At 55.5% G+C, this 17,764-nt stretch carries 16 protein-coding genes; 5 read left to right on the top strand and 11 right to left on the bottom strand.

The genetic code is table 11. The features are described 5' to 3' along the window. Positions 1–14 precede the first annotated feature (14 nt). From RBB77_RS20990 to RBB77_RS20960, 7 genes are all read right to left on the bottom strand, one after another. The gene (locus RBB77_RS20990) at positions 15–1,208 is read right to left on the bottom strand and encodes a glycosyltransferase family 4 protein (protein ID WP_353063653.1); all 1,194 of its coding nucleotides are present in this window, start codon (positions 1,206–1,208) and stop codon (positions 15–17) included. After that, a complete protein-coding gene (locus tag RBB77_RS20985) occupies positions 1,205–2,371 on the bottom strand; it encodes a glycosyltransferase family 4 protein (protein ID WP_353063652.1) in 1,167 nt (388 codons plus the stop codon). The genes RBB77_RS20990 and RBB77_RS20985 overlap by 4 nt, the downstream gene beginning before the upstream one ends. Continuing rightward, positions 2,349–3,140: a polysaccharide deacetylase family protein gene (locus tag RBB77_RS20980; RefSeq protein WP_353063651.1), complete on the bottom strand. Its 792-nt coding sequence runs from the start codon at positions 3,138–3,140 to the stop codon at positions 2,349–2,351. Before RBB77_RS20980 ends, RBB77_RS20985 begins: the two co-directional genes overlap by 23 nt. Positions 3,141–3,222: 82 nt before the next feature. Further along, positions 3,223–3,651 carry a VOC family protein gene (locus RBB77_RS20975; protein WP_353063650.1) on the bottom strand — a complete coding sequence of 143 codons (429 nt, stop codon included), beginning with the start codon at positions 3,649–3,651 and terminating at the stop codon, positions 3,223–3,225. Continuing rightward, positions 3,648–3,896 carry an acyl carrier protein gene (locus RBB77_RS20970; RefSeq protein ID WP_183978333.1) on the bottom strand — a complete coding sequence of 83 codons (249 nt, stop codon included), beginning with the start codon at positions 3,894–3,896 and terminating at the stop codon, positions 3,648–3,650. The genes RBB77_RS20975 and RBB77_RS20970 overlap by 4 nt, the downstream gene beginning before the upstream one ends. Next, positions 3,862–5,811: an HAD-IIIC family phosphatase gene (locus RBB77_RS20965; protein WP_353063649.1), complete on the bottom strand. Its 1,950-nt coding sequence runs from the start codon at positions 5,809–5,811 to the stop codon at positions 3,862–3,864. The genes RBB77_RS20970 and RBB77_RS20965 overlap by 35 nt, the downstream gene beginning before the upstream one ends. Continuing rightward, on the bottom strand, positions 5,801–6,178 hold the full coding sequence (locus tag RBB77_RS20960) for a serine O-acetyltransferase (protein ID WP_353063648.1): 378 nt from the start codon (positions 6,176–6,178) through the stop codon (positions 5,801–5,803). Before RBB77_RS20960 ends, RBB77_RS20965 begins: the two co-directional genes overlap by 11 nt. A gap of 510 nt (positions 6,179–6,688) precedes the next feature. Here RBB77_RS20960 and RBB77_RS20955 point away from each other — a divergent pair. Next, complete coding sequence (locus tag RBB77_RS20955; protein WP_353063647.1) at positions 6,689–7,678, top strand: glycosyltransferase family 2 protein; 990 nt, start codon at positions 6,689–6,691, stop codon at positions 7,676–7,678. A 53-nt stretch (positions 7,679–7,731) separates the two neighbouring features. Here RBB77_RS20955 and RBB77_RS20950 read toward each other — a convergent pair whose 3' ends face one another. Then, positions 7,732–9,261, bottom strand: coding sequence for a lipopolysaccharide biosynthesis protein (locus RBB77_RS20950; protein ID WP_353063646.1), 1,530 nt, complete (start codon positions 9,259–9,261; stop codon positions 7,732–7,734). 50 nt (positions 9,262–9,311) lie between these two features. On the opposite strand from RBB77_RS20950, the gene RBB77_RS20945 reads away from it, so the two are divergent. The 4 genes from RBB77_RS20945 to pelF all read left to right on the top strand — a co-directional run bounded on the left by RBB77_RS20945 (position 9,312) and on the right by pelF (position 13,464). Then, complete coding sequence (locus RBB77_RS20945) at positions 9,312–9,569, top strand: hypothetical protein (RefSeq protein ID WP_353063645.1); 258 nt, start codon at positions 9,312–9,314, stop codon at positions 9,567–9,569. Between the two features lie 156 nt (positions 9,570–9,725). Next, positions 9,726–10,832 carry a glycosyltransferase family 2 protein gene (locus tag RBB77_RS20940; RefSeq protein ID WP_353063644.1) on the top strand — a complete coding sequence of 369 codons (1,107 nt, stop codon included), beginning with the start codon at positions 9,726–9,728 and terminating at the stop codon, positions 10,830–10,832. 124 nt (positions 10,833–10,956) lie between these two features. Further along, a complete protein-coding gene (locus RBB77_RS20935; protein ID WP_353063643.1) occupies positions 10,957–12,231 on the top strand; it encodes an O-antigen ligase family protein in 1,275 nt (424 codons plus the stop codon). A 69-nt stretch (positions 12,232–12,300) separates the two neighbouring features. Beyond that, complete coding sequence (gene pelF, locus RBB77_RS20930) at positions 12,301–13,464, top strand: GT4 family glycosyltransferase PelF (RefSeq protein ID WP_353063642.1); 1,164 nt, start codon at positions 12,301–12,303, stop codon at positions 13,462–13,464. Here pelF and RBB77_RS20925 read toward each other — a convergent pair. The 3 genes from RBB77_RS20925 to xrtA form a co-directional block, all read right to left on the bottom strand. Beyond that, positions 13,461–15,758 (bottom strand): tetratricopeptide repeat protein, encoded by a 2,298-nt coding sequence (locus RBB77_RS20925; protein ID WP_353063641.1) that lies wholly within the window; start codon positions 15,756–15,758, stop codon positions 13,461–13,463. The two genes, pelF and RBB77_RS20925, sit on opposite strands and share 4 nt — an antisense overlap. 134 nt (positions 15,759–15,892) lie before the next feature. Beyond that, positions 15,893–16,549: an exosortase C-terminal domain/associated protein EpsI gene (locus RBB77_RS20920; RefSeq protein WP_353063640.1), complete on the bottom strand. Its 657-nt coding sequence runs from the start codon at positions 16,547–16,549 to the stop codon at positions 15,893–15,895. Further along, positions 16,546–17,457, bottom strand: coding sequence for an exosortase A (xrtA, locus tag RBB77_RS20915; RefSeq protein ID WP_353063639.1), 912 nt, complete (start codon positions 17,455–17,457; stop codon positions 16,546–16,548). Before xrtA ends, RBB77_RS20920 begins: the two co-directional genes overlap by 4 nt. Between the last annotated feature and the right edge of the window lie 307 nt (positions 17,458–17,764).

Here is a 17,764-nt window from a genome sequence, read left to right as displayed (position 1 = left end):
ACTTAATTCTTATATCACAGCTGGCCACGCTGAACGAATTTGTAACACTCAATTGTTTTCGCCGCAATTGACAGCCATGATTCCTCTCCAAAGTTCATGCTTCGCACATTATTGGCAAGTTGTGCCCTTAGAGGAGCGTCCTTCGACAACTCGGTGAGTGCGTTGGCGAGTGCGAGCGAGTCTTGAGGGTCGACCAGTAATGCATTTTCTTTGTCCGTGAGCAGTTCACGAAAGACTGGGAGGTCGCTCGCGACGATGGTTTTGCATAGAGCCAGGCCAGTCGCAAGAGCACCGCTCGTCGTGATTGCACGATAGGGATAAACCACGATCTCCGCTGCGCGGTAGAGTGCGACGAGCTCTTCTGCGGAGATGAAGCGAGGATGAAGCTGGACGCGTTGCAGGTTCAGGCGGCGAATTTGTTCGCGAATCTGTTCGAGCAACTGAGGGGAACCTGTGCCCGCGATCAGGAGGTGCGGTTGCTCGGTGGTTGCTTCAACCCGTTGCCAGGCGTCCAGCAGAAGATCAATTCCTTTGTAGGGAGAGATGATGCCCTGCCACAGTACGAGGAGCTTTCGCGGGTCGAGCGCGAAACTTTGCAAAATCTGCTCGGCAGTTACTGGCAGATCGTAGAAGAAGGGACCATGAGCAATCACGGAGACCTTTTCCTCCGGCACGGCGAACTCCTCCGCGAGCCTCTCTCTGACGGTGTCGGAGTGGCAGATGATGCGATCGACCATTTGATAAAGATCGTGGAAGATCCGCTTGTGGCTTTGGCCTGTGTTGTGTGGCAAAAGATCGTGAACAGTTAGCACGATCTTCGAGCCGCGCCGTTGGCAAAGGCGGACGAACCAGAGATCGAACGGCAGGCGCTGGGTCAACATGGTGAGGAACTGTACGTGAACGATGTCGGGCGGGGAGATGGCGAAGCGTATCGATAGTGCGGCCAGATTGAGCAATGACTCGAGGAGCTTGAAAACTCGGCGTGGCAAGCGGGGTAACCGAAACCTGCCGACTACGTCCATGAGCCCGGGGTCGAGCTTGATGCCTCGGCTCGAGAAACATTCGGGGTCGAGATAGTAGGAGATGGACCCGACGGTCACGTTGACGCTTTTGGCGAGGAGCGCCCTCGAGAGATAGGCCGTGTAGTAAGGGACGGTGGCCCAGAGATCCATCATGAAGACTGTTGGCTGCCGTGTGTCTTCGTTCACTTTGTCTTTCCTTGTGAGATTGCGGAAGAGATTGAGTGAGCGGACGCTTGTTGCTTTTTTGCCGCGATTGCCTGTTCGTAGATGTGAAGATAGTCCGTTGTCATCCGCTCTGCAGAAAACTCTTCTTCGATTAGTCTCTTTGCAGCGGCTCCCAGATTTTCTCGTTGCGCTGCGTTGTTCAGAAGGGTCACGATCTTTGCAGCCAAAGCCTCGACATTCTCAGAGGGAACGAGCACTCCGGTGTGGCCATCCACAATTACGTCTGGCACCGCGCCCACCGCTGTTGCGATGACGGGACGGCCACTTGCCATGCCCTCGAGAATAGCCATCGGCAGTCCCTCGTGGCGAGAGGCCGAAACCATGATGTCGAGCGAGGCGTAGACGCTCGGCATGTCGTCTCGACGTCCCAGCATGAAGACGTTATTTCGAGTTTGCAACTCATCGATGAGTAACTCAAGTTGTTCGCGGTCCGGCCCCTCGCCGATTACTACAAACTTCGTGGCCGGGAGGTCTGCCAGGACGCGTGCAGCAGCTCGAAGAAAGATGTCGACGCCCTTCTCTGTGGCTAACCTGCCGATGAGTCCGACAATAGGAGCATTATCTGGTGAGGAGATCTCACGCAGCGAAGGAGCGGCGTTGTCGAAGGGGCGCAGGTCAATGCCATTCCGAACGATGTGGATTTTTTCTTTGCGGACTCCCGCTTTCAGGAGGCGATGTCTTACATCTTCCGAAACCGCTACTACAGCTCCGTAGTTTCGCAATATGAAGCGGTCCGCCGCTCCGTAGAGGGAGACCGTCAGATCGTTGTCGTACCAGGTGTGGCAGGTGGAGACGAGCGGAAGGCTCGATCCGCGCAAGGCGAAGTAGCAGTAGATATCTGCCTTGTAGCCATGGGCGTGGACGACGTCAGCATTCGCACGAGCAACAAGTTCTCGAATGCTCGAAGGTACGGTGCGGTCGATCTGTCCGGCGCAGGAGATCAGATGGGACTCGATGCCCTGGGCGGTCGCGACCTCGTGAAGCTGCAGATTCGGATTTGCGGAGTTCGAAAAAACGCCGAGAATGCTCGAGTGCGAGTTCTCGTTCAGCGTGCGCGACATGTTCAGGATCACGGCCTCTGCACCGTACATTCCGCCGCTACTAATGATGTGCAGGATCTTCATAGGCTGCAGCTTCTCCTGCGTCGGTGGCGGGCTCGTGTCGATTGAGAAGAGCCCAGAGTTTTTCGTAGAGCCGGTCGCCCAGCAGAGTTTTTGCGGTGGCTTTGATCTGATGTTGCCGCTGAAGACCGGATAAAATACCACTCTCAGGTTGCAGGAGCTTTGAGATCCACTCGATCGTCATGTCGCCGCGAACATTGAGGCGACCAACGGTCGGCCCTGCTGGTTGAGGCTCTCCTTTCGGGACCGACGTGAAGACCTGCGTATAGCCGGATTCTCGGCAGGCGGCCAGGATACGCTGATTCGACCTGCCCCCGGGTAACGACATCGCCGTGATGGAGGTTCCCAGTTTGTCTTCGAGCGTGAGCCGTGCTTCAAGGAGTTCTTTTTGTAACTGTGACTGATCGCAATGGGTAAGGAGAGTGTGGGACCAGCCATGAGCGCCGATCTGCTGGCCGGCTTCCTGTAGGGCGCGCAACTCTGCCCAGCCCATGTAGCCTGGCTTTTGGCCGGTCCAGCCCACGGTGATAAAGAACCATGCCTTGATTTCTCGTGATTGCAGGATGGGCAGTGCCCGCTCGAAGTTTGAGATGTGCCCGTCATCGAAAGTAATTTCGGGATAGAAAGCCGAGGTCTTCTCTTCGCTTCTCAATTTGAGAAACAGGTCGACTTGTTTCTCAAATTGGCTTGTCTCGACCACGTAGGAGTAATCGCTTCGGCTTGGCCGAAGTTCGTGGTAGAGAAGGTAGAGTCTGTCCGACGGTTGAGTCACCTGGGTCGTCTCGATTCAACGAGCAATAATTTGTGTTTCAAACAGATTGAAAACCTTGGCTGAATCATACAGATTGTATGGACTAAATCGGAGCCTCGACGAGCTCGAATAACTGCTTGGAGCGCGTGTAGATCCAGGCGATTCTGCGGCCATTGAAGGCGACAGCGGGAGCTGGCGGGCTAACGATGATGCAGCCGTTATCTTTTGCATGAGCCACAGCCTGTTCGATGTCAGTTGTTTCGAAGCAGAGGTGGTAGGCTGCGCCGCCGCCCTTGGCGAGCATCGACTTGATGGGAGAGTCTTCGCTCAGTGGGGCTATGAGCTCGATCTCGGCTACATCGTTTTCTGACTTCGCGAGGAAGTTGACGCTGACCTTTTGAATGGGGTCGTCGAACGGGCCGGAGACGACCTTGTACCCGAACAGTGCCTCGAGGGCGTCGGTCGTCGGCCCTAATTTCGGAACTGCGACTCCTACATGGCGGAGTTTGAAGCCGAGATCCTCAGCGTTCAAAGTGTCGCTCCCTTGGCGATCAACTCTGCCTGGATGAGCGAGACGGTGGTCAGTTCCGGGATGCGGGAGGGATCAAACTGAACGCTGTACTCTCCTTCGACCGCGAGGATCGCCTGCAAGTGGCGAAAGGAGTCCCAGTTGTCGATGGTGCCGACCCCAAGCTCGGGTGTGACCTCTTCAGGCGAGATTTCGAGGACATCGGCGAGAATGTCACGAAGTGACGACGGCACTTGCTGAGAACTCATTCGATTCATTTCCTTCCAGGGTTAGCCACCTTGGGCTCTCAGGAGCCGCGGTGGTCAGATCAATTTGATAAAAGATGGAGTCGGGAGAAGCGTCTCTCGACGTAGCGTCTTTGACAAAGCCGTGATCGACGTAGAAGTCGGCACACGGTGCGTTCTTTTTTGTCGGAATGAACTCGCCCACCAGACGGGTCGCTCCTGCCGTGATAGCGTTTGCTCCGAGATGAGCCAACAGCGCGGTTTCGATGCCGCGTCCGATCACACGGCACGATAACAGCAGGGAGTCGATGGAACAGGTATCACCCTCCGTGCGCGCTAAGGCGAGACCGACGACACCGGCATCGCCGAAACGATCACGTACACGAACGGCGACTGCCTGACCTCCAGGGGAGGAAGCGAACGCTTCGACCTCGGGTGCCGAATGGCGGCGAGTCGTGAGGTTGAACTGATTCGTTTTGGCGAGAAGCTGAACCGAGCGTGCGAGTGGAGCGTCCAAAGCGCTGAGGAAAGTGCAGACGATCTCGAGGGAGGCGAGAAACTCGTCACGATTGCCGACACTGCTGGCCAGCTCTGCTCGTTGGGCCTGCGCTTTATATTCATTCAGGCGATTGACATCGTCATCCGTCACGACGGCTGCATCGAAGAACGGCTGCGCGGATAGAAGATCGACCAGCTTCCAGGGCTCTTCTACCGGCGCCGCGATGACGGCTACCTCCGGCAGTTGCTGGCGGATGGCTTCGCACTCCACGGGGTTGTCGTCGACGAAGACGAAGGAATCGAGGCCGAGAGAAAGCTCTTCTGCGAGTTCGCGAATGGAGGCTGCCTTTTCGTTCCAGCTAATCTTCGTTGCAACGAAGTCGTCCAGAGTAAGTCCAAGGTCGGCGGCTCGGATTTGAAAGGCTTCGCGAACATCTGCGTCGTTGTTCTTCGAGACGATGGCGAGCAGGATGCCTCGAGACGATAGCTGCTTGAGGTATCTCTGATACTCGAGATAGCAGTTGCCTGGGAATGCAGTTCCGGTGGCGATCCCTTCGGGACCTTCTTCTCCGAGAACTCCGCCCCAGAGGGTGTTATCGAGGTCTGTACACAGGACCTTGCGGGGAGCACGGAACAGTGGTGAGAATGACCGGACCAGGCCGCGTGCATAGGTTTCGAAGGACGCTGATGATACAGGGAGCCGCGATGCTAAAAACATTCGCGCGTCTCGCCAGCTTGCGCGGCCATGACGAGCCGCGAGATGATCCACATCGAAGAAGACGCAGTCAGAGACAGTGCGGCATAATGCAGCGAGTCTGTGATTCAGCTGGTAGACGGCGTTGGTCAGGCTGTGGCGGAGATTCGCTTCGCCGACGTCGCCGAGCGAGGTGTGGTCCGGGACGACGCAACCCTGAAAGAGGATTCGAGCGGAGTTGCCGGAGCGACAGTTCCTGAGCAACTGCTCCACTCGGGAAATGGATTCTCCGATTTCTGCTTCGACTGCATCGCCGATGCCATCTGCGCACAACTGCGGCAGGCGACCTGCAATGTCTTCGAGATCAAGAACAATGAAGATGAGGTCAGGCTCGAATTTGGCGAGGGCACTTTGCGGATTGAGCAGCTCATCCACGTAGGAGCCGTAGCCGCCAACGGTGAGGTCGAGCACATAGTTCGACAGTACCGCTTCGGTCGTCAGGAAGGGGAGGATCGGCTCGATCGTTACTGAGCGGACGATGTAGGTTTTGAGCCGGTTGGCCCGCAGTTGACTGGTCAGAGCGTCGGCTATGCCTGTGAACGTCGAGGCGCAGAACATAACGTCGGCTGGTTTGCCGGAGACGGCGAGGAGTTTTCGCGCGAGATTGACCGCGGTGCCTGCATCTTGCGACGAGGCGGCCTCTTTGATGCGCCGGCGCAGATCCTGTCGCTTTGTATCATTTTGCATCGGTGGTCTCCGCTACGGGCGGTGCAGGGGATTCGACAGGCTTCGGCGCACGCATGATGATGCGACCGGGTACGCCCATGACTGTCGCGCCGTCGGGAATGTTGCTCATGACTAAAGTATTTGCGGCGATCTTTGCACCGCTGCCTATCTTGATCTTTCCTACCAGGGTCGCGCCTGTGCCGATGTAGACCCTGTCGCCAAGGACAGGCGCGCCTTTTCGGCCCATCGCGGAGGCGCCGATGGTGACGCGATGGGCGATGTCGCAGTTGCTCCCGATGATTGCTTGAGGGTTGATGTGAACGCCGCCGATGTGCGCGATGTAGAGACCGCCGCCGATCGTCGCCTGGGGATCAAGGCACATCTCCATGACAACTTCTGAAAACATATAAGCGAAAAAGTACACGATCTTCAGGGGAATGCGAATCAGAATAAAAGGGTTCGCAGAGTACAACCAATGACCCAATCGATAGACCGCGATTGCCCACAACGCCGAATTCAACCAGAGCCGCGTTCCGCTATGGCCCAAGGACCGGTATCGTGCAACATCTTCCGAAAATTTTGACATGCTCAATGCCGGAAAACTCCTGGCTCGTCGCGGATTATATCTTGGTACAGCTGAATCTTATCAGTCCGGCGTGGAGTTCCATGGCATGACCAATCCCTCTAAAGTTTGCACCGGAAGGCTTGACAAATGCGTATTGCTGAGACGGTAGACAGGTTGCCAGAACCGGCTTTGTGGTTCACATACTGAGTCAAGATCTCACTTGCTAAACCTTTGCGTGTGCAAGTAGGTTAGGCTTTGTAAGAGTTAGCGGATTGTTCGTCAACGATAGGAATCGCAATGGTTTCAAGCCCCCAGGAAGGTTTTTGAACCACCGTGAGAACGAAAGTTACAATTGTCGTTCCCGCCTATAACGCTGAGCGGTGGCTCCGGGACGCGTTAAACAGCGCGGTCGCCCAGACCTGTGAGGCACACGAAATCATTGTCGTCGACGATGGTTCCGAGGACCGCACAGGAGAGATAGTGCGCAGCTTCGGCGGCAAAATCATATACATCAAACAATCAAATCAGGGTGTTTCGGCTGCGAGAAATACGGCTCTTCGGGCGGCGACTGGTGACTGGATCGCACTTTTAGACAGTGACGACTTGTTTGTTCCTGAAAAGCTTGAGAAGCAAGTAGACGTGATCGAGGCCAATCCAGAGTTGGTCGTAGTTTATTCTGCCTTCCAGTACCTGTTTTCGAATGGGGAAACCCATCCAATGCCTTCTTTCCCTGCCGTGAAGCTCTGGCCGGGACTTCGCTACCGTACGCCAATTCTGCCTTCAACTTCCATGATCCGGCGCTCAGCTCTTGAGGAAGTTGGTGGTTTTAGCACGGAATACCACCACGGCGAGGACTGGGAACTCTGGTTTCGTCTCGTAAGGCGCTACAGTACGAAAGCATTTCAAGACGTGCCTGAGAACCTAACGACCTATCGTCACTGGGAGAATAACGTCACGAAGAATTTTGCGCGAACCGCGGCCGCTGCGTTGCGATTGCTGGATACAGTTTTGCTCGAAGATCTTAGCGGCATCAGAAGAACTATTTGGAAACGCAAGATCGAGTCTAGAATTTTTTTCCACGTCTCTCTGAACTATAGAGAAGCCGAGAGCGAACGCTATTGGGCTTATGCAATCGAATCGCTTCTCAAGTGGCCTTTGTGGGGAGCTGTGGTGCCTGCCTACAGGTATAAAGTCTTTGCGGTTATGCTGTATACGAAGTTGCAAAACTTCCGCTTGAGTGCAACCTACTGGTGGCCGGAACGACGGTGCCGCGAGTCTCTTACGAGACAAGCTGAACTCCCAAGCGAAGTGTCCGTCTCCTGACAACCGGCAAATTCTGAAGCGACCAGCCACAGGGACCTTCAGCCCTAATCTTGTCAGGCCATCCCCTGGAGTACTGGGCGCCGCGATGCCTGCCATCGTCTAAATGCACTCGACAACGGTTTGTGGAAGATTGCCAGTACTGCAAGAAAATATACCGGCAAAGTGAATAAGACCTGACCAAAAAAGGCAACCAGAGAGCCCGGGTGCAGATGACGATCCACTAGCCTGGATGCAATTCCGAACGGGATCGAGCAGAGTACAATCTTCCCCCAACCATCCCAAAGATAGCTTCGGGGCGAAACGCCAAGTTCCTTGCTTACGAATCGTGGCCAGAAGATCAGATGAGCGATGGCCATCGAGATCGATGTGCCCCAGGCTACTCCGTATAGTCCTACGACCTTCACCAGCACAAGGCTGAGGGCCAGATTAAAAACGGCTTCAAGCGCTGCGCACGTGGCAACCGATTTGTGTTTATCGACTCCATACGCGATCTGTCCTGCGGTCGAGTTGCCGATGGTGAAGAATTGACTGATCAATAGGATTTGAAGAATTGTGCCAGAGGTTTCGCTGAACTGCGGTCCCATCCAGAGGCCGATGAATGTCTTACCCCGCAATAACAGAGTGAGGCCGATTGGCAGCATGAGTCCAAGCATGGCCTGGGTTCCGCGAATCAGGAGTTTTTTCAGGCTAGCCGAGTTGCCGCTTGCATCGAGACCGCTTGCCATGGGGATGAAAGTGGTCCCCATCGCGGTGGATATCTGTCCCGAGTACATCGCTAAACTTCCGGCGATCGAGTAGAACGTGACGACGCCCACAGAGAGGAACGCGCCTACTACGATGTTGTCCGTGTAGAAGACGATCTGCACGGCGACGATGATGATGAATGTTTTGAAGCTATAAGACCAGATGCTCTTGAGGGTTTCCATATCGGGTCGAAGAACCAGAACCCGGCACGGCGGGTACAGTTTCAACGCCGAGAGCATCTCTGCAGTGCTGGACGACAGGACGACTCCAAATTCCCAGATGGCCAAGACCACGAGACCATGGCCACTGCGAAGAATGAGAATGACTCCAACCGCTCTTACCAGAGTCTGGGTCATGGTGATCGTGCTGAGGACATCGAAGCGGTTGATCGCTCTAATCACTCCAGTGTAGACACCCGACAGCAGCGAAGCAGCGACTCCTAAAGCGCATAGCAGAACGGTGATTTGTGCTGGCCGTTCTAAATCATGCGGGATTTTGAAGATCTGGGGGAACCAGACGGCTAACCCGATGCTGATGACTACCACAAATGCCGCGATCGCCATGCGAAACCAGAGTGCAGCGCCGATCGCCTTCTGGGCGTCCCGCGTGTTGCCCTCGGTTGCGCTCTTGGAGACGAACCGGGTGATTGCGCTACGCAATCCCAGGTCGAGCATATTGAGATACGAAACTGTGGAGACCGCCAATATCCAGATGCCGTAGATTGTCGCGCCCAGATGACGAACAACGAAGGGAGCTAGAAAGAAAGGGACGACCATGCTGACAGCCATGGCTATCCAGTTCGTTACGACGTTGATCGCGAATCGCTTTTTGCTGGACATTGAACTCGAATCGAAACGTACTCGAACATGACGCGCGTGGCGGCCGGTTTTTGAAAGACGTTGTAGATCTCTACCTGATCACGGTTCTTGAAAAGCAATTCACTTTAAAAACCGGCGGTAAGGCGCGCTACCAGTTTAGTCGAGAGGTCGGATCTACCAGCAGCGATGGTTACGCAGGCTGCCCCGAAAGAGGTAGGCGGTCCGTTTTGGGATCAACGTATCATTCCTTAGATGATATCGCCGAGGAAACAGAACTGGGCATGCCATTCGGTCGCATACTGATCCAACAACGCCGTTTAGTAGAATGACGTCAATCGAGGGATTGTGAAACTTGGAGCTGGTATCTGGAGGATTGCAGGGTCCGACGGGGAGAGGCCGGTTCTTTCCTTTGCAACGAGCCGGAGCTGCCGTTTCCTGTTTCCTCCCGTTACGAATATCGGTGTTGGCTCCAACAGGATCGAACGGTGAAGTTTCTTTTCTGGATGTGCCTCGCGCTTACAGGCTATGCGTACTTTGGGTACGCCGTCCTGCTGTGGATGTGCGTATACCTTCGTAAGCAATCGATCCAGAAAGCAGACTACACTCCTGACGTTTCTATTATTATTGCGGCGCGCAACGAGGAAGCAAATCTGCCGTCGAAGATGGCAAACCTTCGTATGTTGGACTATCCAAAGGAGCAGTTAGAGATCGTGGTTGCCTCGGATGGATCGACCGATAGGACCGCAGAGATTCTTTTGGAACAGCCTCCGCCGGTTGTCCCTATTCTTCTTGAAGAGTCCGCCGGCAAGGCTCGTGCCTTGAATGCGGCTGTCGATCGCGCTAAGGGAGAGATTCTGGTTTTTCTGGATGCGCGGCAGTTTCTCGAACCGAATGCTATCTCGGAACTTGCGTCCTGTTTTGCAGATCCAACCGTGGGCGCAGTGAGCGGAGAGCTGTTACTTGAAGATTCTGGAGCGCGTTCGCACGAAGGGCTCGGCATCTACTGGAAGATCGAAAAGATGGTGCGGAAGCTTGAGTCTGCTTCGGGGTCAGTCGTTGGCGTGACCGGTGCAATCTACGCCATTCGCCGTGAGCTCTACATCGCGATTCCTCCGGGTACGATCCTGGATGATGTCTTTGTCCCAATGAATGTCGCGCGGCATGGAAAACGGGTTGTTTTTGAACCAGCAGCGATCGCGCGGGACCGATTCTTTAACGAAAAAGGGAAGGAGTTCTCGCGAAAAGTTCGCACCTTGACCGGAAACTACCAGTTGCTTCAACTCGCTCCGTGGCTGCTTTCGCCGTCAAATCCGCTTCTCTTTCGCTTTGTCAGTCACAAACTGCTTCGCCTGTTGATTCCAGTCTTTCTTCCGCTGATGCTGGTCGCGGCAGGTATCCTCGGAGGACCTTTTTACGGCGCAATCTTTTGGCTTCAGGTGCTATTCTACGTTGCAGCCACGTGCGGATCCTTGATTCCGTCCGCCAAAAGATTCAAGCCCGTTGGCATCGCCTGCACTTTTGTGATGCTCAATGCGGCTGCGGCACTCGCGTTCTATAACTTCGCTGTGGGGCGGAAAAAAGTATGGCTCTGACAGCTAACGCGAAACTGTGGCGTCGAGTCTGGTCGGATAGGTTTGCCGGCAGTGGGAAAGGTGAATTTTGGGACTAGGACTCGCACATTATGTTCCCCTGATCGCCTATTTGGGGTTCTGGATCATGTGTATCGTCTCTTTGACGGGACGTCCCCTACTGGGTCTCTACTACATGATCCCTTTCTTGCCTTATCGCACGATGCGGGATCACTTTTTGAATTATCCGCTCGGCGGCAATATGCTGACCATTCTCGTATTTGCCGTCATTATCGGTGCCCTCCTTAAGGGAAAATCGATCCCCAAGTCGTCGCTCTACACCATATGGCTGGTGTTTGGTGTCTACCTTTATCTATCGATGTGGTTTGGCACGGCGCTCGGCAATGCGCCTCCGCCGCTCTGGCTCGGCGACGTCAACTTCGAGACGTGGAAAGACTACATGCTGATTCCTTTGGTCTTCACCGCGGCCGGCATGGTCGTCGAGGACAGGAAGGCAATACGGACGGTGGTCCTTATCACGGCGGTTTCCCTCTTAGCAATCGACAGAAGTTGTCTGCTCGAAAGTATGTCCAGAACCTGGGGCAGTTTCGACGAGAATAAAAGAGATACGGGCCCGCTCGCGTACGGTTCGAATCAGACAGCAGCCTTTCTCGCCCAGTTCGCCATGTTTTTCTGGGGTTTCGTACAGTTTGTCCAAAGAAAGAAACTCAGGCTGATCTTCTATGGGCTTGTGGCCCTAACAGTCTTTGCTGACTTGTACACCTTCTCTCGCGGATCGTATGCGGCTCTCCTTGTCAGCATCGTCGTTCTGGGATTCCTGAAGGACCGGAAACTTATCGTGATTGCTGCAGTCTTCCTCTTTACGTGGCAAGCTATTGTTCCAACCGCAGTTCGTGAGCGTGTCGAAATGACGCAAAACTCCAATGGAAAGCTGGAGATTTCGGCACAGGAACGAGTCAACTTGTGGGAGGCAGCAGAGGAATCCATTCTCAGCAGTCCCGTCCTAGGAATTGGCTTCGCCACCTATCAGATAGGGAATCACGTGGATGGGCTGAAAGATACCCATAACTGGTACGTCAAAGTGATGGTGGAGACAGGAATCATCGGAATGATCATCGTGCTTGCGATGCTGCAGCAGGTGCTTGCAGTAGCATACCGCCTCTTTAAGCGAGCAGAGGATCCGCTCTATCGCGGGCTTGGATTGGGATTGTTTGTCGGCATGTGTTCCTGTATTGTCGCGAATTTCTTTGGCGATCGATGGACCTATCTCGAGATTACGGGCATACTTTGGATTCTTGTGGCAGCTGCGATTCGCGCACTTCAATTGGCCGAGACCGAACCCGCGACGGAATCAGCTATCTCCGAAGCCGTCGCAGCTAACCCGTTCCTGGCGTACCGATAATGTGCGGGACCACCGGGGTCTTCCGCCCAGCACCACAGCGACTTTGGCTTCGGGAAACTCTGTATAAGAATGATTAGGGCGCTACACCTTGAGGAATCGACCGGCAACGACGCAAGCTACTTTGAGATGCCTCACGTGCTGCTGGTCCTCGATCAGTTTCCGAGAACACTCGGCGGCGGCGAACGGATCGTACTCAAGCTCGCGGACCTTCTGCCGAAGTATGGATACCGCGTCTCGATCCTTACGTTTTCCGCGGATCCGGCGAGCGCTGGTCTCCAGTCGCCGCCATGCTCCGTGTACCTGCTGCCTTTGCAACGGACCTATGATCTGACGGCAATGCGAGGCAGTTTCGAGCTGAGGAAGTTTCTTAGAGAGCAGAAGATCCGGATCGTTCAGACGTTCTTTGAGAGCTCCGATCTCTGGGCAGGATTTGTAACCAAGGCGATGTCGGGCGCGAAACTTATTTGGAGCCGCAGGGACATGGGCATCCTTCGGACTGGCAAGCATCATGCCGCTTACCGGCTAATGGCACGCGCTCCCGATCGAGTGTTTGCCGTCTCCGAGCAGGTTCGCCAGCATTGCATTGACGTGGATGGAATCAATCCTTCGCGCGTGCAGACAATCTACAACGGACTCGATCTGGCTGACTGGAGCTCGATCTCTCAAGCAGCAAAACATGCAGGCGAGGCTCTTGTCACGACGGTCGGCAACATTCGTCGGGTGAAGGGGCATGATGTTTTTATCAGAGCAGCTGCGTCTGTTGCGGCACAATTTCCCAAAGCAACATTCAGCATCGCGGGGGATGTGCTGGAACCGGATTATTTCGCGGAACTGCAGGTGCTGGTGCGAGACCTGAAGCTGTCCGACAGGTTTCGTTTTGCGGGCGGCGTAAAAAACCTCAGGGAGCATCTTTCCTTGGCCGACATCTTCGTACTACCCTCACGAAGCGAAGGCTTCTCGAATGCAATCGTCGAGGCCATGGCCGCATCGCTACCGGTCGTCGCCACGAATGTCGGCGGAAATTCAGAGGCCGTCCAGAATGGCGTCAGCGGAGTCATCGTGCCGCCGGAGGATCCCGACGCTCTGGCGGCGGCGATTGTTGATCTGCTCTCCGATCCTGCGAAAGCGAGGCAGATGGGGGTAGAGGGTAAGAGGTCGGTGGCCAAAAAATTCACGACCGAAGCCATGATGACCCAAATCACCCGTGTCTATGGAAGTCTGCTCAGGCGTTAGCCTAACCGTGCGAGTTCTCTATCAGCGTCCTTCTCAATCTGGGTGTTCGGTGCCAGGGCTACCGCTTTTTTCAGATGAGTCAAGGCCTCGGCGTTGTTGGACAGCTTGGTGTACGTCATGCCCAGGTGATAGTGGATCGAAGCACTGTTAGGAGCCGTTTTGACGGCATCCTCTAGAAGATCGCGGGCTGAAGCGAAGTTGCCCTTCTGGTAGTAGATCCAGGCCAGGGTGTCAGCTGTGTTCGGCGAAGACGGCATGCCACGCCGCGCTACCTGGGCCAGAGAGAGGGCAACGTCAAGATTCTGTCCGGTGTCCACCATGAGGTATGCAAGGTTGTTGGCGGCGATGGGCTGCTCCGGTTGAATCGCTAGGGCCTTCTTGTAGGTGGCCATGGCGCCGTTGCGATCACCCTGCGACTCCTGCATGGTGCCCAGCATGGTGAGTCCCTGGACGTCGGTGGGGTGGTCAGTTGTCCACTGCTGCCACTTGGCCACGGCCTTGGCAGGATCGCCCGTGGTGACTTCGGCTCGAGTGTAGGTGATGACGGCTGAGCTGTCGTTCGGGTTCAGCTGCATTGCCTTTTCTGCAGTGGCCAGCGCATCTTTGGCATCGCCTGTGTTCAGCTGCAACTCAGCGAGCAGGGTGTACATGTCGGCGTTTTGCGGAGACTTCGCAATCTGTTCCTGCACGCGGCTGATGGCGTTGGCCGGCTGCTTTTCAAACATGAGAGCTGAGGCGAGCAGACGCAGAGAGCGGGAAGAATTCGGGTTCAACTCGAGAGCCTGTTCGAGGAGCGTTTTGGCTTCAGGGGTCTTCTGCTGAAATAGGCGCAGCTGGCCGAGTTCCAGATAGCCGGCGGCGTTTTTTGGATCGAGCTTGATGGCCTGATGGAAGTCCGCGTCGGCTTTGTCGTACTCTTTCTGGCTGCCTTCAGCAATGCCGCGCCAGATGTAAGGGGCAGCGACCTGCGGATTGATTGCAATAGCGGTGTCGGCTACCTGGTGGAGCGTGGTGAAGTCGTGGGTATCGATGGAGATCTCGGCGAGGCCAGCCTGCGCTTCCAGACTGCTTGGGCTAATTCTGGCGGCGTCGCGGAAGCTCTGCTGGGCAACGCTCATGTCGCCCTTAGCGCGTGCTGCGCGGCCAAGCCAGAGTTTGACGACCAGATTGTCGGGATTGGCCTTGGCCGCCTTCTGCAGCGAGTTGAAGGCATCGGCGGTCTTGCCGTCGTTAAGCAAAAGCATGCCATTGAGAACGGCGACTTCGGGAATGTTGTTGTCGGTCTTGGCCAGCTCCGCGCCAACGGTCCTCGCCTTGGGCAGATCTTTGTTAAGAATCAGCAGGCGAAGATATGCGATTTTGAGTGGAACGCTCTTTGGGTGCTTCGCGACCAGGTCTGCGTAGGTCGCCTCCCCCGGAACTAGCTGGTTGGTGCGGATGTAGTAAGTTGCCAGCATGCCCGCACCACTCTCGGAATCAGAGAGATCCTCGGATGCCTGGCGAAGGGTCTGCTCGGCCTTCGCAGTATCTTTTTGGCGCATGTACAAATCTGCGAGGCTGGCGCGCGCCATCACGCTCTTTGGGTCAGCGGCGATTGCGGCTTTCATCTGTTCCTCCGCGCCCTGAAAGTCCCCTTTCTTCTGCAATAGCGATGCGAGGACTACGTGCGCGGTTACGTTCTTCCCGTCCAGAGAGACGGCTTTGCGAAGTTGGTCTTCGCCCGCAGCGGCCGTAGCCGGGTCATTGCTTTGCAACAGGCCCAGAGTGGCATGGAAAGTGGCGCGATTGGGATCTGCGGCGAGGGCCTGCTGGATCTGGGCCAACGCTTCGATGCGATCTCCTTTCGCTGAGGCGATGTTGGAGAGCAGTGCATGGGCGTCAGCATTATTGTTGTCGATCGCCAGTACCGCCGTGGCCTGCGCGGCGGCGCGGTCGACCTGCTTGCCCGCAAGCAGAATGTTGCCCAGATCAATGCGCGCCTGAAGATTGCCAGGTTGCAGATCGACCGTGCGCATCAGCTCCCCATACGCGGGCATGACTGATCCTTGCTTCAGGAAGACCTTAGAGAGTTGATAGTGAGCGTCGGCGTAGTTGCGGTCGACCTTAAGCGCGTTGGCAAACTGTATGGTCGCCTCTTTGTACTTGCCCTGGTCGGCGTAGCGCTTGCCGCTCTCGAGGTAACGCAGCTTCTGCTTGTTCGGATCGCGATGGCAACCGGAGGTGAGTCCGAGGGCAAGCGAGATGGCCAGCACTGTAGTGATTCGACGTGCTACCAAGGGAAGGGGAGTTCTCATCGCGTATTTCCTCAACTGATCTTCAGAACGATCTTGTCATTCTCGCACTGTCATTCTCGCACTGTCATCGACACCGACGGAGCTGACGTGGCACCACGATCTACAACTTACGTGAAACTCCGGCTCATCGGTCGTTAGTCAGGGATAAACCGTGGCAGGTTCGGAGCCATCTGCTGGGTGAATTGAGTAGCCCGCTCTCTGGCGCTTTCTAACGACTCCGACGGCAGAACCTGGGTGATGACGCGAACCAGGGCGCCATCGGTGCGGTTCATCCGGATAGCATCGGCGATCATATAAAGCTTCGCCTTGTACTCGTTGGGGATGCTGCGGCCATGCGCTTGATACCAATAGATAACAAACTGTTTGATCTCCCCGTTGCTGATGACGTATTCGCCCACCCTGTAGTTTTTGCCGTTGATGTCCTGAAAGCTGACGTATCTCTGCGAGTCAAAGGTCCATCCGGCGCCAGGCAGGCAGTTCTGCGGAGAGTGCATGGTTTGACCCGTGCGCTGGCTGGGGAAGTAGCCAATAAAGAGGCTGATAGGGATCGCGTGACTATTCGTGGATGTTAGCGGACCCACGTAGATGCGATTGAGGAAGTCACCCTTACCGAGCACAGCAAGGGTATCGTCGGTGAGCGGAATGTCCTGGGCGGTCAAGCCGTCCAGTTGCTCCGGCATCTGGTTTAGCGGCTGACTGGCGGGCACATAATCCGCATCGCCACGGGTTTGCAGAACGAAAGCCGTGGCGGCAAGTAGAAGAATCACGAGCCAGAAGCGTGGGGATTTCATGTGGTTTGTGCCTTTTCGGGGGAGATCAGCCGCATGGCGCGGTGGACCAGATAGAGACAGGCGAGAGAGATGACGAACATTACCCAGCCGGAGAATTCGTGGAAGAAGCCAAGCGCCTTTTCCGGGTCCCAATACTGGACACATAAACCTGTGCCCACGATGCGGGCTACGTTGGCTGTGACAGCTATGGGGATGCTGGCCAGGGCGAGAATGACGCGGCGCCTCGTGGTGTGCTCCAGAAAATAGCCGTAGAAGACTGAGAGGGTAAACAGACTCATTAGCGAGCGAATGCCGCTGCAGGCCTCGGCTACCTCGAGCTTCATGACGGGCAACTCGATCACGTTGCCCTCATGCAGCGTCGGCACTCCGAGCAGTGGCAGGATGTCACTGGCAATTCGCGAGGCCAGCAGTTGCAGCGGGAACGTGATCTGGTTGAAGACAATCGCGGGAAAAGGAATCGCAAGAACAAGTACCAGAAGAGGGAAGCGTAATGCCCGTACCATCGCCCAGCCGAAGAAGGTCCAGATCAGGCCAGCCATCAGGAAGATGAAGGACATGCGCGAGGTGAACAGTTCGACGCCGTAGATGCCGAGAATCAGGACGGCCAGAGAGAAAACGACGAGTGGCACTCCGAGCCAGCTCTGGCGGATCGGCGTGGACTGCAGCACCTTCCTCTTGTCCCAGATCAGGAATGCGACGAAAAACGGGACCAGGAAGCCGTGAGAGTAATCCGGAAGAGTCGACCAGTCGTATACCAGTTTGATCGCGACGCGGTAGTACAAGACGGCGAGCAGAAGGGCAATTGAGGCGTAGGGCAGCCACTCAAGCCGGGCCTTAGCACCGGAGAGGGAGGTTGGCGGTGGCTCTGGATTGGCCACCTTCGCGGCCGAGTCCACTGCATAAGGCATCGTGTGAGTTGTCCCCCGTGTTGCTCGTATGACGTTATACTTCACCTGATCCCTGTAAGCAATTTATATGCCTCTTCATATTTACCTCTTCGGACCTCGGTTTCTGTATCCGTTTAGGGTCTATCGACACGAAAGTGGTACGGAGAATACCCCCAAAGGGAAAAAACTTTCACACTTGCACTGATAATCTGCACATCGAAGGACCCCATGACGGGCAACGCGCTGGTTTTCTCCCGAATCTATACATTTTTTCCAATTTCCTCGACAAAATTTGGCACAGATCGAGCTTTGGCACGCGCATTGCCTG

Source organism: Tunturibacter psychrotolerans (genome assembly GCF_040359615.1).
GTDB classification, from domain to species: Bacteria; Acidobacteriota; Terriglobia; order Terriglobales; family Acidobacteriaceae; genus Edaphobacter; species Edaphobacter psychrotolerans.
This window is presented reverse-complemented; position numbering and strand designations above follow the sequence as displayed.